Origin of the sequence: Sphingomonas crocodyli, from assembly GCF_004005865.1 — a bacterium.
Taxonomy (GTDB): Bacteria; Pseudomonadota; Alphaproteobacteria; order Sphingomonadales; family Sphingomonadaceae; genus Rhizorhabdus; species Rhizorhabdus crocodyli.
This window is the reverse complement of record NZ_SACN01000001.1, coordinates 1,400,324-1,418,023: the sequence shown is the minus strand read 5'-3', so window position 1 is coordinate 1,418,023 and position 17,700 is coordinate 1,400,324. Positions and strand designations below refer to the sequence as shown.

General features: G+C 59.2%; 17 protein-coding genes. 7 read left to right on the top strand and 10 right to left on the bottom strand.

Translation table 11 applies throughout. The features are described from left to right. Positions 1-5: 5 nt before the first annotated feature. The 6 genes from EOD43_RS06645 to EOD43_RS06620 all read left to right on the top strand — a co-directional run bounded on the left by EOD43_RS06645 (position 6) and on the right by EOD43_RS06620 (position 7,947). Positions 6-2,828: a TonB-dependent receptor gene (locus tag EOD43_RS06645; RefSeq protein ID WP_164857131.1), complete on the top strand. Its 2,823-nt coding sequence runs from the start codon at positions 6-8 to the stop codon at positions 2,826-2,828. 96 nt (positions 2,829-2,924) lie between these two features. Continuing rightward, positions 2,925-3,635: an alpha/beta fold hydrolase gene (locus EOD43_RS06640; protein ID WP_240653107.1), complete on the top strand. Its 711-nt coding sequence runs from the start codon at positions 2,925-2,927 to the stop codon at positions 3,633-3,635. Positions 3,636-3,730: 95 nt separating this feature from the next. Further along, on the top strand, positions 3,731-5,062 hold the full coding sequence (locus tag EOD43_RS06635) for an MmgE/PrpD family protein (protein ID WP_127742251.1): 1,332 nt from the start codon (positions 3,731-3,733) through the stop codon (positions 5,060-5,062). A gap of 93 nt (positions 5,063-5,155) precedes the next feature. Next, entirely contained in the window at positions 5,156-5,809 is a 654-nt protein-coding gene (locus EOD43_RS06630; RefSeq protein WP_127742249.1) for an RraA family protein, read from the top strand. Then, on the top strand, positions 5,806-6,636 hold the full coding sequence (locus EOD43_RS06625; RefSeq protein WP_127742247.1) for a carbon-nitrogen hydrolase family protein: 831 nt from the start codon (positions 5,806-5,808) through the stop codon (positions 6,634-6,636). The genes EOD43_RS06630 and EOD43_RS06625 overlap by 4 nt, the downstream gene beginning before the upstream one ends. Positions 6,637-6,660: 24 nt before the next feature. Beyond that, the gene (locus EOD43_RS06620; protein ID WP_127742245.1) at positions 6,661-7,947 is read left to right on the top strand and encodes an MFS transporter; all 1,287 of its coding nucleotides are present in this window, start codon (positions 6,661-6,663) and stop codon (positions 7,945-7,947) included. A 192-nt stretch (positions 7,948-8,139) separates the two neighbouring features. Here EOD43_RS06620 and EOD43_RS06615 read toward each other — a convergent pair whose 3' ends face one another. Genes EOD43_RS06615 through EOD43_RS06570 form a run of 10 tightly spaced genes read right to left on the bottom strand, consistent with a single transcriptional unit; the run spans position 8,140 to position 16,692 of the window. Next, on the bottom strand, positions 8,140-8,787 hold the full coding sequence (locus tag EOD43_RS06615; RefSeq protein ID WP_276318198.1) for a shikimate kinase: 648 nt from the start codon (positions 8,785-8,787) through the stop codon (positions 8,140-8,142). Positions 8,788-8,834: 47 nt separating this feature from the next. After that, positions 8,835-9,461, bottom strand: coding sequence for a flavin reductase family protein (locus EOD43_RS06610; protein WP_127744657.1), 627 nt, complete (start codon positions 9,459-9,461; stop codon positions 8,835-8,837). Positions 9,462-9,506: 45 nt separating this feature from the next. After that, positions 9,507-10,259, bottom strand: coding sequence for a maleate cis-trans isomerase family protein (locus EOD43_RS06605; protein ID WP_127742243.1), 753 nt, complete (start codon positions 10,257-10,259; stop codon positions 9,507-9,509). After that, positions 10,256-11,182 (bottom strand): fumarylacetoacetate hydrolase family protein, encoded by a 927-nt coding sequence (locus EOD43_RS06600; RefSeq protein ID WP_127742241.1) that lies wholly within the window; start codon positions 11,180-11,182, stop codon positions 10,256-10,258. Before EOD43_RS06600 ends, EOD43_RS06605 begins: the two co-directional genes overlap by 4 nt. Positions 11,183-11,205: 23 nt before the next feature. Next, on the bottom strand, positions 11,206-12,297 hold the full coding sequence (locus EOD43_RS06595) for a cupin domain-containing protein (protein ID WP_240653106.1): 1,092 nt from the start codon (positions 12,295-12,297) through the stop codon (positions 11,206-11,208). A gap of 42 nt (positions 12,298-12,339) precedes the next feature. Further along, positions 12,340-13,347, bottom strand: a complete 1,008-nt coding sequence (locus EOD43_RS06590; RefSeq protein ID WP_240653105.1) for a carbon-nitrogen hydrolase family protein — start codon at positions 13,345-13,347, stop codon at positions 12,340-12,342. Positions 13,348-13,385: 38 nt separating this feature from the next. Then, positions 13,386-14,621 (bottom strand): kynureninase, encoded by a 1,236-nt coding sequence (gene kynU / locus EOD43_RS06585; protein WP_127742238.1) that lies wholly within the window; start codon positions 14,619-14,621, stop codon positions 13,386-13,388. Next, positions 14,621-15,247, bottom strand: a complete 627-nt coding sequence (gene kynB, locus EOD43_RS06580) for an arylformamidase (RefSeq protein ID WP_127742236.1) — start codon at positions 15,245-15,247, stop codon at positions 14,621-14,623. The genes kynU and kynB overlap by 1 nt, the downstream gene beginning before the upstream one ends. Then, positions 15,244-16,161: a tryptophan 2,3-dioxygenase gene (locus tag EOD43_RS06575; RefSeq protein WP_127742234.1), complete on the bottom strand. Its 918-nt coding sequence runs from the start codon at positions 16,159-16,161 to the stop codon at positions 15,244-15,246. Before EOD43_RS06575 ends, kynB begins: the two co-directional genes overlap by 4 nt. Positions 16,162-16,164: 3 nt before the next feature. Next, a complete protein-coding gene (locus tag EOD43_RS06570) occupies positions 16,165-16,692 on the bottom strand; it encodes an Lrp/AsnC family transcriptional regulator (RefSeq protein WP_240653104.1) in 528 nt (175 codons plus the stop codon). Between the two features lie 146 nt (positions 16,693-16,838). Here EOD43_RS06570 and phhA point away from each other — a divergent pair, with 146 nt between their 5' ends. Beyond that, positions 16,839-17,669: a phenylalanine 4-monooxygenase gene (gene phhA, locus EOD43_RS06565; protein ID WP_127742232.1), complete on the top strand. Its 831-nt coding sequence runs from the start codon at positions 16,839-16,841 to the stop codon at positions 17,667-17,669. The last annotated feature ends 31 nt before the right edge of the window (positions 17,670-17,700 follow it).

Genomic DNA, 17,700 nt, shown 5'->3' with positions numbered 1-17,700 from the left:
GAACCATGACTCGTTATAAAGCACAGCTGGGTCGACGCTCGAGCGTGACCGCAATCGTCCTTGCTCTGAGCGCCGGTCTCGCTGCGATGCCGGCGGCCGCGCAGTCTGTGGCCGGGGGGACCGCGACCAGCCCGAGCGAACAACCTGAGGTCGTCGAAGACATTGTCGTGACCGGGTCGCGAATTATCCGCGATGGTTATAAGGCTCCGACCCCCACCACCGTCCTTGGCGCCGCAGTCATCGAACAAAGCGCTGTGACCAATGTTGGCGACCTGCTCGGACAATTGCCATCTTTCCAGGGTGGCTCGACGCGGACCGGAACCGCGATCAACGCGTCGCAGGCGGCCGGCGCGAACCAGATCAACCTGCGAGGCCTGGGCAATACGCGCACGCTCGTTCTCGTCGATGGTGCGCGATTTACGCCCACCACCAATAGTGAGACGATCGACACCAACCTTATCCCAGTGTCGCTGATCGACCGTGTCGATGTCGTGACGGGCGGCGCATCGGCGGCTTATGGTTCGGGCGCTGTGGCGGGCGTAGTCAACTTCGTCCTGAAGAAGGACCTTCAGGGCCTGCGCGCTAATGTTTCGGCCGGCATCACTCAATATGGCGACAATGAAGACATCATGGCTTCGTTCGCTTTTGGGACGTCATTCGCCGATGGCCGCGGTCATGTGATGGCGGCCCTGGAATATGAGAAGAATTGGGGTGTCTCGAAACAGGGAAGCCGCCCCTGGCAGCGCCCCGGTTTCAATGTCTTGGCCAATCCCGCTTACACGCCCACGAACGGCCAGCCGCGTCAGCTTCTTCTTCCCGATGTGCAACTGTCGGTCGCAACGCTCGGTGGCCTCATCACCAGTGGTCCGCTCAGGGGAACGCAATTCGGGCCTGGCGGCACAACCAGCCAGTTTCAATATGGCTCGATTGTCTCTGGAACCTTCATGTCCGGCGGTGGCGGCATCAATGCAGGCCTGCTCGTCCCGCTCCTGCCGCCTTTGAAGCGTTTGAGCTTCTTTGGACGGGTCAGCTATGATCTGACCGACGACGTCACGGTGACGGCCGATGTTAGCCACGGCCGTTCTTCCTCGAGCAATCCGTTTGTTGCCCCCTTCAATCTCGGCAACCTGACGATCCAGCGGACCAACGCCTTCCTGCCCTCCAATATCGTTGCGCAGATGACGGCCGCTAACGTCACATCCTTTGGCTTTGGACGCTTCTCCCCGGATTGGGGCTATCTGACCACGGATAATGCGAACACGACGGACCGCGGCATTGTCAGCCTCGAGGGGTCTTTGGGCGATAGCTGGAAATGGCGCGCTTATGCCGAAACCGGCCGCACGGATTCGGATGGCCGTGTCTTGAACAATGTCATCGTGGCGAACCTCGCCAATGCGATCGACTCTGTGATCAATCCCGCGAACGGCCAGCCGATCTGTCGATCGACGCTAACCAGCCCCAACAATGGGTGCGTGCCACTCAATCCCTTCGGACAGGGTTCGGCGTCGCAAGCCGCTTTGAACTATATTCATGGCACTCAGTTCATTGAGACCAAGCTGACCCAGACCTCGGCTGGTGGCAGCATTAGCGGCGAACCTTTCTCGACTTGGGCGGGGCCGGTTTCGGTGGCCGCTGGCGCCGAATATCGACGCGAAGCGCTCAACTCTGCGGTCGATACGATCTCGCAGACGAGCGGTTTCCTGCTGGGCAACCCCAAGGCGGCCAAGGGCCAATATTCGGTCAAGGAAGCCTTTGCCGAAACGGTGGTTCCGCTTCTCAAAGACCTGCCCTTTGCCAAGGAGCTCGATCTCAATGCGGCAATCCGGCTGACGGATTATAGCACGAGCGGTACCGTCACCGCGTGGAAGGTCGGCGGGACCTATGCGGTTAGTGATGACATCAGCTTCCGGGTCACGCGCTCGCGCGATATTCGTGCCCCCAATCTCAATGAGCTTTTCCAGGCCGCATTCCTCAGCTTCACCACGATCACCAATCCGGCCAACAATGTTCAGAGCACCATCCAGCAGTTCACGACGGGCAATCGCGCACTGAAGCCCGAACGCGCCAACACGCTGACTTATGGTGTCGTGGTGACGCCCACCTTCATCCCGGGCTTTAGTTTTTCGGTCGATGCCTATGATATCAAGGTGGAGGACTCGATCGTTACGCTGCCCTCGCAGACGATCATCAACAATTGCTTCAGGGGCCAGTCGACGTTCTGCCCGTTTGTCGCCCGCGATGGCGCGGGAAACATTGCGTCGGTCACGAACGTCTTCTTCAATCTATCGAAGCAAACAGCACGCGGCGTCGATTTCGAGGCGAGCTATATCCTGCCGCTTTCGCGCCTAGGCGTGGATTCGAACGGCACATTGTCGTTCAGAGGCTTGGCGAACTACGTGTCCAACCTGACGGCAGGCGCAGGCTATAATCAGGCCGGCGAAGTGGGTACGCAGAGCTTTGCGGGAACGTCGGGCCTCGTCGGCTTGCCGCATTGGCGCGCAGATGGCCATGTTACCTACGCCAATGGCCCGCTCACGACCGACGTTGAAGTCCGCTACATCGGCGGCGGCTCTTACAGCAAAAACAATGCTGTGTTTGGCATCGACAAGAATGACGTGGCGTCCCAGACCCTGGTCAACCTCGGCGTGCAATATACGCTCGCAATGCGCGGCAGCCATGAGGTGCAGATCTATGGGAAGGTCAACAACGCGTTCAACGCCCGTCCCCCGCTCAATCCGTTCATTTTCATCACGCCTACGCAGACCAACCCGGCTCTTTACGATGTCGTCGGGCGCAATTTCCTGCTCGGTGTGCGCGTGAAGATGTAATGTGAGTAGTGGGCTCAGCAGTGTTCCTGCTGGGCCCACTATCATTTCGCCCTAGCAATCACCCGCTCCATTCCGGTGATTGAACGACTTAGGTGAATGATGGCGACTTTTGTTCTTGTTCACGGCGCTTTTCACGGCGGTTGGTGTTATTCGAGGGTGAGCGAACGGCTCATCGCCTTCGGGCACACAGTCTATGCCCCCACCTTAACCGGGCTTGCCGAGCGCGCCCACTTAGCGACCCCAATGGTGAACCTGTCGACCCATATCGACGATGTCGTAGACGTCATCACGGGCGAGGATCTCAATGACGTCATCCTATGCGGTCATAGTTATGCTGGCATGGTGATAACGGGCGTCGCGGACCGGATCGCCGAACGGATAAAGACGCTTTTCTATCTCGATGCAGCGGTCCCCACCGATGGCAAATCGCTCTTCGAGCTGCGCGGTGAGCAGGCAACGCTCGCGGCCTTGGCGGCCGCCGGTGAAACGGGATGGCTCGTCCCATCATTAAGCGCCCAAGCTTTCGGCGTTAATCCAGACGATGCCGAGTGGGTCGATCAGAATTGTACCCCCCACCCTATTGCCTGCTTCATCGAGAGGTTGCGCCTAAGCGGCCGGGAAGCGCTCGTTGCGCATCGCACCTATGTGCGTGCTGAACGCTATGCGTCACCAGCCGTCGGAGAAACCTACGACCGCATCAAGCAGGATCCGCAATGGCGGGTCGTGGCGCTCGACTGTGGCCACGATGTGATGATCGATGCGCCTGAGGAACTGGCGAACCTCCTTCTTCAAGAAGTCGAGCGCTAGCCCATGCTCATTCAGCTGCCAAAAGCCGCTCATTTTACGGCCGCACCGCAGGTCGGCTGGCCAACGACACGATAGAGACGATTGGAAACTCGGCCATGCCAGACGAAAAAACCGTAATCGATCAACTGATCTCGAATATCGAGCAGTTCCGATTTGGCGACTGGGCGCCCGACATATCGCATCGGGCAAGCCTCTGCTTGCTCGACAGCCTCGCCTGCTATTCAGCCGGGCGCTCGCTCAACCATTTCGCGCCTATCGCGCACGTCGCAGATCAACTGTTCAACATCGCGGCTTCGCAAAGTGATCCCTCGGCCTTTGTCATGGCCTATCTCTATGGCTCTGCAGCCAATCTTTTGGACTATGACGATACGCTGGGCTCAGGGCATCCAGGTGCCGCAATCGTCGGCGCCGTTCTAGCGGTCGCGGCCAAGCGGCAATTGTCCATCGATCAGCTGCTGCGCGGAATTGCCGCAGGCTATCAAACCGAATGGCTCCTTGGAATGGCAAGTGCACCCACGGCACAGCGGGCAGCTCTGGTGCGTGGGGTTGGTGCGTGGGACACAGTAGCGGCAAGCGTCGGCATCAGTGTCGCACTCGGTGTCGGCGACGACATCCTCAAAAACACCCTTGGCCTAGCTGTTGCCCATTCGGTCATTCCCTACACCGCTAAATGGTATGAGCGTCCGGTCCCGTCGCTCAAAAATAATCTGGGTTGGATGGGGGCCGGTGCCGTTCTGGCATCCGAACTAGCGCTCAAAGGGAAGACGGGCGTCACCAATGCCCTCGAGGGCGACAATGGCATGTGGCGGATGGTGGGCTCGGATCGCTTCGACCTCGACCCAAGCCTGTTTGAACGCCCCGCCGTTCTTCGTGTGGGGTTTAAAGCCTACCCCGCCTGCTGGCACCTCCAAGCCTATTTGAAGGCGTTCGACGCGTTGCTCAAAGCCTCAGATGCCAATGACGAGGTGGCTGAGATCGTTGTTCGCGGCCCCAAGGACGTCGAGAAATTCTGCAATCCGAACATTCAGGCCCCCACGGATACAGCGTTCAGCCTACCGGCCGCATTCAGCCTTCTCCAGAGCGGCATCGAACCGGGCCCTCGCTGGGTAGAATATGGGGACGATGATGCTGTGTTTAGGCATCGAGACCTGTTCCGGTTTGAATTGTCTGAAGATCGCAGCGTCGAGCTGCGCCTACGCGATGGTCGACACCTGCGTGAAACGACGTCCACCGGCGACATGCGTGATCTGGCGCCAAGCGGACTGAGCGAGACCGCACTGCATGAAAAATATGCGCGCCTAACAGCCCCAGAATTGCAGGCTGCCACGACGGCAGCGCTCTTTGATGCTCCATCGAACGTCGCCACGACAGCGCGCTTCTACGAAGCCTTCCGCAAGTCGATTGCGAGCTCGGTCGACGTTGCATGAGCCGACGTCACACCTCTCCCCTCAAGCGCGGTGCACGTGCCGCCTATCGCATTCCTCAAAGGACCTTTTGTGGCGCATTTTGAAATATACCCAATGCCCAAAGCGATCGACGACACTCTCAAGGGCGATCTCATTCGCGCGGAAGTCGCGACCATCGGACATTGGCGGCGATGGGGCTTCCCGCACAGGTCGATCCAGCGGGTTGGATCAGGTGAGGCGATCGTCGGCACCGCCGTCACCGTCGCTTGCCCGAGTGAAGACAATAGCATTGTTCACCACGCCGTATCGCTGCTGCGCGAAGGCGACATCTTGGTCATCGACCGCCTGGGCGACAATGACGTCGCCTGTTGGGGTGGTGTGGTCAACTATGCCGCCAAGCTGCGCGGCGCTGCGGCGGTCATCATCGATGGGCCCTGCACCGATATCCGTGAAATTGAACAGGCGGGTCTGCCTATTTGGTGCCGCGGTGTCTCGGGACGTACATCTTTGCCGTTGGGCAATGCCGGCCGGATCAATGTGCCCATCGCTGTTGGCGGCGCGGTCGTCATGCCAGGCGACGCCATATTGTGCGACGATGACGGTCTAGTCGTCTTGCCACCAAGCGAGGCGGCCGCAGTCGCAAAACGCGCCATCGAACATCAATCACGGGCGGGTGGCACATTGGCGAGCTTGCGCGAAGGTCAGTCGATTGCCGAGATGAGCGGGGCTGCAGCCAAAATCCGCAAGGCGCAGGAGCTGCCGCTATGAAACTCGCCGTTATACAAATGAACTCGGTCAGCGACGTATCGGCCAATATCGAGCGCGCGACACATATCATGCGCGATGCTGTCGAGCAGGAAGGCGCTGACTGGCTCCTTCTGCCCGAACATTATCATTGGGCAGGTGGCACGCCGGCGGACCGACTAGCGTCAGCCGAATATCTGGGCGAAGGCCCCGCCTATCGCAAAGCTCAGGATTTCGCGCGCGAGCATGGTGTGTTTGTCCATGCCGGCAGCCTCTACGAGCGCATTTCTGGCTCCGACAAGATCTACAATACCAGCGTGGTTTTCGACCGCGCTGGACGCGAGATTGCGACGTACCGCAAAATCCACCTGTTCGATATCGATACACCCAATGGTGGCACCTATCGCGAGTCCGACACAGTCGCGAGCGGGGACACTATTGCCGTCTACGAGGCCGAAGGCGTCCGCTTTGGTTGCTCGATCTGCTACGACCTGCGCTTCCCTGAATTGTTTCAGGCGCTCGCAGATCAGGGCGCAGACGTCATCGCTATGCCTGCCGCCTTTCTATTCGAAACGGGAAAGGCGCACTGGGAACCGCTGTTGCGCGCACGCGCAATCGAAACCCAGACCTATATCGCGGCATCGGGCAGCTGGGGTGAAGTGCTCAACGACGGCAAGCCACACCGCACCTTTGGCCATTCTATGATCGTCGACCCTTGGGGTCAGATCCTATCGCATCTCGCCACGGACGATGGATATCTGACAGCGGATGTAGATGCCGAGATGCTCGCTCGTGTTCGGCAAAATGTCCCCTTGCGCCGACATCGTGTTCTTCCCGCCCTGTACCGATAGGCTCCAGATGATCAGGATCAACTCATGACGCCCCATTCTTCATCAGAGCCCCATCCCAAGGCGGGTGGCCGTGCTTTGGCATTATTGCCCCTGTTGCCGCTAGCCGCGGTCTATGGGGTGCAATATTTTGATCAGATCCTGCTGGGCCTCTTCGTCCAACCAATTAAGTTGGAATTGGGGCTTTCAGACACGCAGCTCGGCCTACTCACAGGGGCAGCTTTTGCTCTGCTCTACACGATCCTCGGCCTGCCGCTGGCCCGCGTCGCCGATCGTAGCAGTCGCAAAAGACTGATCGTGATCTGTACGGCGGTGTTCAGCCTGGCGACCGCAGCCTCAGGCCTTGCGGTCGGCTTTATCTCATTATGCATCGCGCGCATGCTGGTCGCCGTCGGCGAAGCCGGCACAATGCCTGCTGCGGTTTCGATCTTGGCGGATGCTTACCGCCCGCATCAGCGGCGGTTGGTTATGTCTCTGCATAGCTGTGGCGCCTTTTTGGCCACCGCCGTCGGACTGCTGGCGGCGAGCCTCTTGAGCTCGGTCTTGAGCTGGCGCAGCGTTTTCCTGATTGCAGGCATTGGCGGCGTCATCCTTGCGTTGATCGTTGCATGGTCTGTGGCCGAGCCCATTCGACAGGCTGCACCTGCGGGCGGCGAAGCACGCAGCCTCACACGGGACCTCAAGACGATCTTGCGCAAACCGACCTTCTTGCTGCTCGCTTTAGCATTGGGCATTGGCGCCATCGCATCGGCTGCGATGATCAACTGGTTTCCAGCCTTTCTGGCGCGGTCACAAAAGGTCCCTCAGCCGCAGATCATGCTTTACCTCGCAATCGCCTGGGGCGTTGCAGCGACATCCGGCGGCGTCTTTTTTGGGATGCTGACCAATTGGCTCCATGCGCGCGGTGGCCGCTTGCCCCTGTTCGTTTTGGGCGCCTTGATATTCACTTTCTCGATGGTGGCCTGCCTGGTCTTCCTCACGAATACCACCATGACCACAATCGCCGTTTTCATGGTCGCATTCTTCCTGATGGGAGGCATTCGAGGGCCGGCCTTTGCGGTGATCCAAGACATCATTCCGCAGGAGATGCGAGCGACCGCCAGCGCGATCTTCATGTTCTCGATGTACTTTATCGGGTTCACCCTGGGACCGCTTCTAACCGGCATTATCAGCGATCTTCTGGGCGCCAGCGAAGGTCCGGAGTCTCTTCGCTATGCCTTGCTGTTCGTGGTCGCCACGAGCGGGTCCTTGGGTGCGATCTTAGCGATAATTTCGGCGCTCTTTTACCCTGGCGGATCGGATCAGCGCCTCTAAGCGAATATAAAGGTGGGCCGAGGCCTTTCGGTCTCGGCCCACAGTTGGGTCGCCCATGACAAACCCAGTTGACCGCCGCGTCGACAGAACAGGTCAACTGGACCACCAGCACAGCGGAGAGATGGAAGGCTGGCGATCGACACGAACCTCTAAAATTACGACTCCGACGTCAAAGTCGAAGTTCAGTGCATACTATTCGTTCAGGTTATGGATATTTGCGGCTGCCGCTATCGGCCTACTTCCCGGATGAGCAGAGTGAATGTCCGACGGCGCTCTACGCCACAATTGACGTATAGATTTTACGATATGCGCTACGGCCGCATCATGCTTGGCGGCCTCATTTCGTACGTGCAAATGCGCTTGCGCATATATTGGGTTACGTGCCCTTGCGAGGTCGGCAAGAACCGCATGAGCGTCAGCATTCCGCAAAAGCGGTCTATGGCCTGGACGCCTCGATGTCCGTTCCACGAGCACTTCGATGTCGGCGTCTAACCAAACCGCAAGCCCGCGCTCCAAAATCAGACTGCGTGTCTCTTGGTTCATGAAGGCACCGCCACCGGTCGCGATCACTTTAGGGGTCGCGTCAATAAGCCGAGCCAGCACCCGGCGCTCTCCGTCACGGAATTCCTGCTCGCCGTAGAGTTCGAACAGATCAGAAATGGAACGCTTGGCAGCGCATTCGATCTCGTGATCTGAATCAACAAAAGCGAGCCCCAAACGTGTCGCAACACGCTGCCCGACGGTGGTCTTGCCGGCGCCCATGAGGCCGACCAGAACGACGGGACGACGGTGCATAGGGATAGCCATTCCCTGAGCCTCACCGCGCTCATGACCGGGCATTTGAAGATCGCATGGCGGATCTAAAGGGAACGGATCCGGCCCTTTCATCAATCGCGATCCAGAGGCCAGACCGGCCGTCTCAAGTCGAAGAGATCGGTGGTCCGCGCATAATAACCTGGCCCATGCATTCGCCCGATCAGGCGCATCGCATCGACGTTCAGGCGCATCTTATCCGCATCGACTATGAATTCGTCGCGGACATGGCCGTAAACGACCTCCCCGATGACAATCGACTGTGTTTCGGACACCTCAACAATCTGCTGCAGACGGCATTCAAAGCTGGCAGGGACCGATGCGATACGTGGCGGCGCAACGCGCTCGCTGGGCAGCACCTCAACGTTGAACAACGCCGCCTCGTCCGTGCCTTCAGGCGCATCGATGCTCGTATCGTTCATAGCGACCGCTTGCGCTTCGCCTGCGATGTTCACCACAAACGCTTTGCCCGAACGGATATTGGCGGCGGTATCCTTAAGCTGCCCGCCCGCTCTCTGCATGATCCCCAGCGCCACGATCGGCGGATCATCGCCAAACATGTTGAAAAAGCTGAACGGCGCTGCGTTGAGCATTCCGGCCGGATTGAGCGTCGTCACCCATGCAATGGGGCGGGGCGTGATGACCGAGGCCATCAGCTTGTAGCGTTCCGATCGAGACAGATGTTCAAAGTCGAACTGCACCAAAACCTCGCACCTAGGTCACTGGGCGGCAGTGTTTACTGCCCGTTAGAACCGGCCCGACAAAAGCGCTCCGGCCCCTGGGACACGCGCTTCGAGCCCGAGCTGCTTAAGCATCTGGTACGATGTACAGACGGCGGCGGAGATTACGGGCAGCCCGATCTTGTCTTCGACCCGCTGGATAGACGGCAGCGAAGGCATCTGAACGCAGGCCGACAGCACCAGCACATCGACACCTGTGAGATCGAGCCGAAGATAGTGCTCGAGCAAATTATCAGGATCTTGTGCAGCAACGGTCAGATTGTCGGGGATCTCCAGCGCCAGCCAGTCCTGCACCGCAATGCCTTCATGCTCGATATAGGAGACGACCAGCTGGGTAAGCGGCTTCATATAGGGAGCGACGATCGCCACGCGTTTTGCCTCAAGCGTCTTCAAGCCATCAACGAGCGCGCCAGCGCTGGTGACGACGGGTGCAGCATGGCCGTTTTCGACCGTACGCGCGTGGAGCCGCTGTTCGGACTGGCGGTGATAGCCCTTGCCCATGCTCATGATCGCAACAAGGCATGCATAGCCCAGCACGTCGACGGCGGCGTCCGAGAGCTCAAGCGCACAGCGATCAGAATCCGCGTCCATCGCGGCGAGCTCTTCTGCGGTCACCTTCTTCATGCGCATGCGCGATGAGTGAAATGTGAAGCGCTCAGGAAGGATCGCCTCGCGTGCACGCAGCATGGCGGGGATCTCGGTCTCCATCGTGACATTCGAACTCGGCACGATCTGACCGATGCGATAGGTTCGGCTCATGCGGCAGTACCCGCGGCTGCAACAACGGGATGGCGCAGCGTACCGATACGATCGACCGTGGCGACGATCGTGTCTCCAGGCCATACCCATTCTTGCGGGTCACGCCCGGCTCCGACGCCGGCAGGCGTGCCTGTCGCAATGATATCGCCCGGTTCGAGGGTGATCCCCTTGCTCAAATCAGCGATGAGCTCGTCGACCTTGAACAGCATATAAGCGGTATTGCTGTTCTGCTTTTCAACGCCGTTGACCGAGAGGTTGAGATCGAGCGTTTGGGGATCAGGGATCTCGTCAGCCGTGACGATACACGGCCCCATCGGCGCGAAGCTGTCCTGCCCCTTGGAGTAGATCCACTGGCCAGCACGACGGCAATCACGCGCGCTCATGTCGATGAGCACGGTATATCCAAACACATATGCAAGCGCGCCTTCACGCGCGACACCTTTAGCAGTGGTGCCGATCACGGCCGCCAGCTCGACCTCCCAATCGAGCTGCTGGGTGATCTCAGCATTGTGGAGAATGGGCTCATTCGGGCCGATTACGGTGGTTGGCGGCTTGGAGAAAATCACCGGCTGGCGCGGCAAATCGGCGGAGGTGTCGAGCGACTTGGCCGATTCCGCGACATGCTCGGTATAATTTAGGCCAATACCGAAGATGTTCTTGCGAGGGCGCGGGATCGGAGCCAGCAGCCGCACATTGGCGAAAGGCAGAGCGGTCCCGATTGGGAAAAGCCCCTTTGCTTCATCGATCAGCGCTGAGACGATTTTCACCGCCTGAGGCCCGAGATCGATAAACCCAAGCATCGTTGAGGGAAGGTCGATGCCCTTGGTGGCACCAAAGCGCTGCAGATCGACGACCAGATTGTCGACGAGAGCGCCGAGCCGAGCTTCGGCTTCGACGGTCGCCCGATAGGTAACGAGACGCATCTGTGCTGATATCCTTTTGCTAATCAGCCGATGAGCGGCTGGTGGCCGCCATTTTCGCCAAAGGCTTCCTCACGATAGAGGCCTAGGGCGTTGATGACGGGAAGGTCGTGGAAGGCGAACAAGCAGGCGTCGTCGGTTTGCGACGCATTGGCATGTTCGTGGTACATCCAGGCCGGCACGACGAAGATGTCGCGCTCACGCCAGTCGAAGCGGCGGCCGTTGATCACGGAATAGCCCGCCCCTTTGGCGCATTGATAGACAAAGCTGCCGGTTTGCCGATGGGCTTTGGTGTGCTCGCCCGGGCGCAGCAATTGCATCGACGCCCCGATCGTCATCATCACCGGTCCGCCGCTGATGGGATTGATATAATCCATCATCACCCCATCAAAGGGGGAGCCATCGGTGACCTTGGCGAAGCGGGTGAGCGCGTCATAGGTCGGAGCCCATTCATATTTGAGCAGGGGTGAGTAGCGCTTGCTCCAGCTCTGGCCGGCAGGCCGGAGCCCTGCGGCCGCCCAGGTCGCCGTAGAGTCATCGACAGGAAAGGAGACGGCCTGGTTGAGGTCAGGATGGACCTCATAAAAATTGGCTTCGAGCGCATTCATCAAGGGGATGTCGAGGCCATCCTGCCAGATGCACACCGTGCCATCTTCAGACACACCATGCTCATGCCAGGTGCCATTTGGCGTCAGGACAAAGTCGTTGGCGCCGAGCGTCATCTTATGCCCGTCGACATTGGTGAAGGCGCCCTGTCCCTCCATGATGAACCGCAGCGCCGATGCGCTATGACGATGGCTCGAAGCACATTCGCCGGGTGCCATCACCTGGAGGCCTGAATAGAGCCAACCAACGGCCGCCACGACATCGCTGCGGCCTTCATTTTCGAGATAGACGACACGACGCCCCGCCTGCTCGGGAGTTACGAGATCGAGCGCACGCAGCACATCGTCGCGCAAATCCTGATAGCGCCACAGCATCGGCACCGAGCTGCTGACCGGCTCCCAAGGCTCAATCTTATTGGCGACGGTCCACAATGCGCCCGTGCCCAGCGCTTGGAGCCTTTTATAATAAGCGATCAGCTCTGGGGTATCGGCCACATTGGCGCGGCCCAGCATGTCCTCGCGATATTGATCATAGCTCGACGCCATTGGCTGCCCCTAGGCTTGAGGTTTGACGGGCTCGGCTTCGAGAGCCTCGGGTTCATCACGAAAAGAGGCTGAGGCGCGCGCTCGACGGTCGACACGCAGATCGAAGATATCGAAGCGGTTATAGGCTCCGATGATGTCGTGCATTTGCTTGGGCTGAATGCATGCACTCAGGTCGATCTCAGCGTAGACAATCCCCTCATCATCGATGAGCGGGTCGCCAATCACATTGCCGGCCGGATCGATGACGCCCGAAAAAGCGCTATTCTTGCGCTCGAGGAGGGCTCGATTAGCCGGACGTTCTGCCGACATCGCCTCAATGATCTCCTCGCTCACGGTCGAGCAGGCGACGATGGTGAAGAGCTTGCCTTCAAAACTATGGGCCGTGGCGCGAATGCGGATCGCGGCCGCCATGTCGTAGGATGCAGGCGCAACGGGCAGCGCGATATAATTGGCGACGTGCACCAACTCGCCTTCTGAGAGGAGCGCGAAGCGTGCGAGCGTGTTGGTATTCTCGCCGCAGGCGAGCGTCCCCAGCGGACCTACCGCTGTGTCATAGACTTTGAGGCTCGATCCATCGCCGCCCGCCCAGCTGAGCTTCTCGGCCCAAGTCGGCACGAGCTTGCGGTGCTTGCCCAGCAAAGTGCCATTGGCGCCAATGATGAGATTGGTGTTGTAGATCGTCGCGACCGATCGAGGATCGCGCTCATTAATGCCAATTACGACCACACAATCATGCTCGCGGGCGGCAGCGCATAACCGATCGACTTCCGGGCCGGGCACGGTGATCGCGGAGCGGCACAAGCGTTCGAACCATGCCCCGCCTTCGATCGGCGTCATCAGCCAGTTCCAATAGGGATAGCCAGCGACAAAGACCTCGGGAAAGGCGACGAGCTTCGCGCCATTGCTCGCAGCCTCCGCGATCAGGGCGCAGGCCTTGTCGACTGTGGCAGCGGGATTGAGGAAGATTGGTGCGGCCTGGACCGCTGCAACCTTCGACTTGGGCAATTCGAGCATCATCGTCCTTTCGCTATTCACCTCGCTGTTGGAAGCGACGCTCAGGTCACCGCGGCGCGTTCGCGATATTCAGGCTTGTCCCAGGCGCGCGTTACGCAGACCTCGCGGATCCGCTCGACGGCCTCGACGATGTCGGCATAACGTAGGTAGAGCGGGGTCAGACCGAAGCGCAGGACATCTGGCGCACGAAAGTCGCCGATAACCTCAAAGGCTTTGAGCGCCTGGACAATCTCATAGCTGTTGGGGTGCGCATAGGAGATCTGGCTCCCACGCAGATCAGGCTCGAGAGGGCTGACCAACGTGAATCCAAATTCGCCGCAACGTTCTTCCATCTGTTCGATGAAGAGCTGGCTCAGTCGAAGCGACTTCTTGCGCAGCTCGCGCATATCTGCGCGACACAGTAGATCGACGCCGGCCTCGAGAGCGACAAGGCCCAACACCGGCGGCGTGCCGCACAAGAAACGTGTGATCCCCTCGGCCGGTCGGTAATCCTCTTCAAAGGTGAAGGGGCTGGCATGTCCAAACCAGCCCGAGAGCACCGGTCGAGCCGAATGATGCCGCTCAGCGACAAATAGGAAAGCTGGTGCACCAGGGCCGCCATTCAAATATTTATAACCACAGCCGACGGCGAAATCGGCTTTCGCGCCGTTAAGGTCGACTTCGATCGCACCAGCGCTGTGGCTGAGATCCCAAATTACGAGCACGCCCTTTTCGTGAGCACGCCGAGTGACCTCGGCCATGTCGCGCACGAGGCCTGATTTGTAGTGAACTTGGGTGAGCAGAAGGACTGCGACATCCTCGTCAAGCCGCTCCAGCACAGCTTCGGGTTCAACAGCTACGGACTGAATGCGCCCGCCGCTAAAGGCGGAAATCCCCTGCATCATATAGACGTCGGTTGGGAAATTGGTGCTCTCAGACAGGATGATATGGCGATCGGGCCTGAGCGATAGAGCCGCCGTTAGCGCCTTAAAGATATTCACCGACGTCGAATCCGCGGCGATTACCTCACCCGATGCCGCGCCGATGATCCGCGCGATCTTGTCGCCAATGCGCTGCGGTGCCGTCGACCAATTTGCTCCCAACCAAGAGGTAATCAGCCCCTCCCCCCATTGCTGGGATACCGCAGCGGCAAGCTGCGCTGCGGTTGCTTTGGGCGCCGCGCCCAAGGAATTGCCATCGACGTAAATGAGGCCGTGGCGGAGCTGAAACTCATCGCGAAAGGCGCGCAGCGGATCGCGAGCATCGAGATCGGCAATCTCGGCGGGGTCAAAGTTCATCAAATTATCTCCCGTAAAATGGCGCGAACGGGGCTTGCATCGGCCTGTGCGATCTTCAGAGGCAGCGCGATCAGCTCATATTGGCCAGCCGGCACCTCATCGAGGACGAGCCCTTCCAGGATGCGCATGTCGCCGGCTTGGATTTCGCGATGTGCGTCCAGCGTTTTGGATTGCTCAGGATCGAGCGATGCTGCGTCAGTGCCGACGAGGCAGACGCCCGCTTCGCGCAACATGGCGATGACGGTCGGTGCGATAGCCGTGAAGTTGGAATCCCAGCGATCGGTGGGGAAAGTGTCGTAGGTGCGAAAGATCACCCGCGGGACATCACCGAGCGCGGCCCAATCAACGTCGTCAGGCTCAACCCGCCCGAGTGCGTGGCGAACGTCGAGCACAACACAGCGCCCGACATAAGGCGCGAGCTCGCAGTCAGCGCTGGCAAGACCATGCACGTCATAATGGACAGGAGCATCCGCATGGGTCCCCGCATGAAGCGGCGTGTCCATTGCGCCGACATTGACGGGACATTGCGCGCTGATCTCAGCGTTGCGCTGGATCGCAAAAGGCGCTTCGCCTGGCCACATCGGCATAGCGGGTCGCAGCGTCTGCGAGATATCCCACAGCCTCATGCGACGGATCCCGCCGGCGGGTCAGCATAATTGGGTCCTTCTTTGGGCGCGACCATCCGCGTGCGCATCGACCAAAGCTCGGGGAAAAAGCTGAGGCTCAGCGCTTTGACCAGATAGTTGACGCCAGCCGAACCACCCGTCCCCATCTTTTGCCCGATCACACGAGCGACGGTCTTCATGTGTTTGAAGCGCCATTCCTGGAAATAATATTCGAGCGCCGTGATCTTCTCGGCAAAAGCGTAGAGATCCCAATGCGCCTCGACATCGGAATAGATAGCTAGCCAAGCATCCTCGACAGCATCGCAAGGCTGATATGGCTGGCTAAAGTCCCGATTGAGATGCGACGCAGGGATCGGAAACCCCCGCCTGGCAAGGAGCCTCAGCAATTCGTCATAAAGCGATGGCGCGCCAAGCGCCGCGGTCAGCCGTTCATGTGCAGCGACATCGTCATTATGAACAAGCAGGAGGTCCTCGCGCTTGTTGCCCAGCAGGAACTCCAGCTCGCGATATTGGTGCGACTGAAAGCCCGATGCTTTGCGCAAGAAACCCCTGAAGGTGAGAAAGTCGTGCGGGGTTAGCGTCGCCAGCACTTCCCAGCTGTGGATCATATGACGCTGGATTGTCGCGATCCGGTCCAGCGTCTTGCCAGCATGATCGAGGTCGTCAGCGCGTATCCCCGCTACGACCAGCTTCGCCTCGTGCAACACCAGTTTGAGCCATAGCTCCATCGTCTGGTGCATGATGATGAAGAGCATCTCATCAGGCTTGTCCGACACTGGGATCTGGGCGGACAGGAGCTGCTCGGTCTGGAGGTGCTTGGCGTAGGACAGGCCCTTGTCCCACTGGATCGTCTCGCCATCGATCTTGGCTTCAAAGGTCTCGACGCCATCTTCGACAAAAGCACGGATCGACATAGCTCAACGCCCTCCCGAGGCGGGTGCGGTCGCCCAACGGGTCAAAGGCGCACGAGTTTTGATGGTTTTGAGACAGATGGTGGTCGAGAGGCGGTGCACACCGGGCAATCTCGACATTTCATGGCGCAACAGGTCGTCGAGATGATCGACCGAACGCGCGAAGATCCGCAGCAGATAATCACTGTCGCCCGCCGTCGTGTGGCACTCGATAATGGCGGGGTGGGCGCTCGCAGCCTTCTCGAACTCTTCATGTCCGTCGAGGCTGATCCGAACGAAGGCATAGCATTGTACGGCCAGCCCCAGCGCGGCAGGGTCGATCTGCGCACTATAGCCCTGAATGGCGCCTTCCTCTTCCAGATCGCGCACACGCGACCAGCAAGGAGATTTGGACAGGCCCACGCGTTCGCCAAGATCGGCGAACGACATCCGCCCATCCGTTTCGAGCTCTGATAAGATCTTCCAGTCAATCCGGTCCATTGTCATCCCTCCGATCAAAGGCCGCAGGTTGCTGCAGCACAGATCGATCGGCAAATTTTTGGCCTTTCGGCAGAACATCATCCTTATAGCCGGTAGCAGTCAGCACATTGTTCCGAAGTTAGCCGGTGATCGACCGCCCTTCGGGACAATGTTTCGCAGCCATGACGATATGGTCCCGCGCCAAGACAAGGAGCTTGGTGATGGCTGTGACGCATGTGTACGAAACCCCTCCGGAGGGCGTCGCATCCGACTGGACGATGCCGCAAAATTGGGATCGCTTTACCGATGCTGAGCATGCGACTTGGGATCGGCTGGTGGCTCAACAGTCACGCGCCCTTGATGGCCTAGCGTGCAGCGCCTTCCTGAGCGGTCTGGATATTTTGCGGCTGTCGAAGCCAGGTATACCGGATCTGCGTGAGCTCAATGCACGACTGGGCGCTGCCACAGGTTGGGAGATCGTCGCCGTTCCTGGGGTTATCCCAAATCAGCCCTTTTTCGAGCATCTGGCGGAACGTCGCTTTCCCGCCGCCAACTTTCTTAGATCGGCAGACTCGCTTGATTATAGCGAGGAGCCGGACATGTTTCATGACCTGTTCGGCCATTTGCCGACCCTGACCGATCCGGTCTTCGCAGACTTCATGATGGCATATGGCAAAGCCGGATTGCGTGCCGAAAAGCTTGGCGCGACCGACTATCTGGGTCGCCTCTATTTGCACACGGTCGAGTTCGGCATCGTGCGTGAGAATGGCAGCCTACGTGGCTTTGGTGCTGGTATGTTGTCGAGCTACAGCGAGACGGTCCATGCGCTGACATCGCCCAATGTCCGCCGGCTCACATTCGACCTCAGTCGTGTGATGCAGACCGACTATTTGTTCGATAAATTCCAGCCGACCTATTTCGTCATCGACAGCTTCGAGCATCTTTTGAAGGTGACGTCCCAAACCGATTTCGGTCCGATCTACGAACGGCTGCAAGGGCAACCTTTGCTCGCAGCCGACGCCGAGTGCGAAGGCGACATTCTGGCCGCTTGAAGCGCGCTCGCCGCTCTCAGGCCAATCCCAT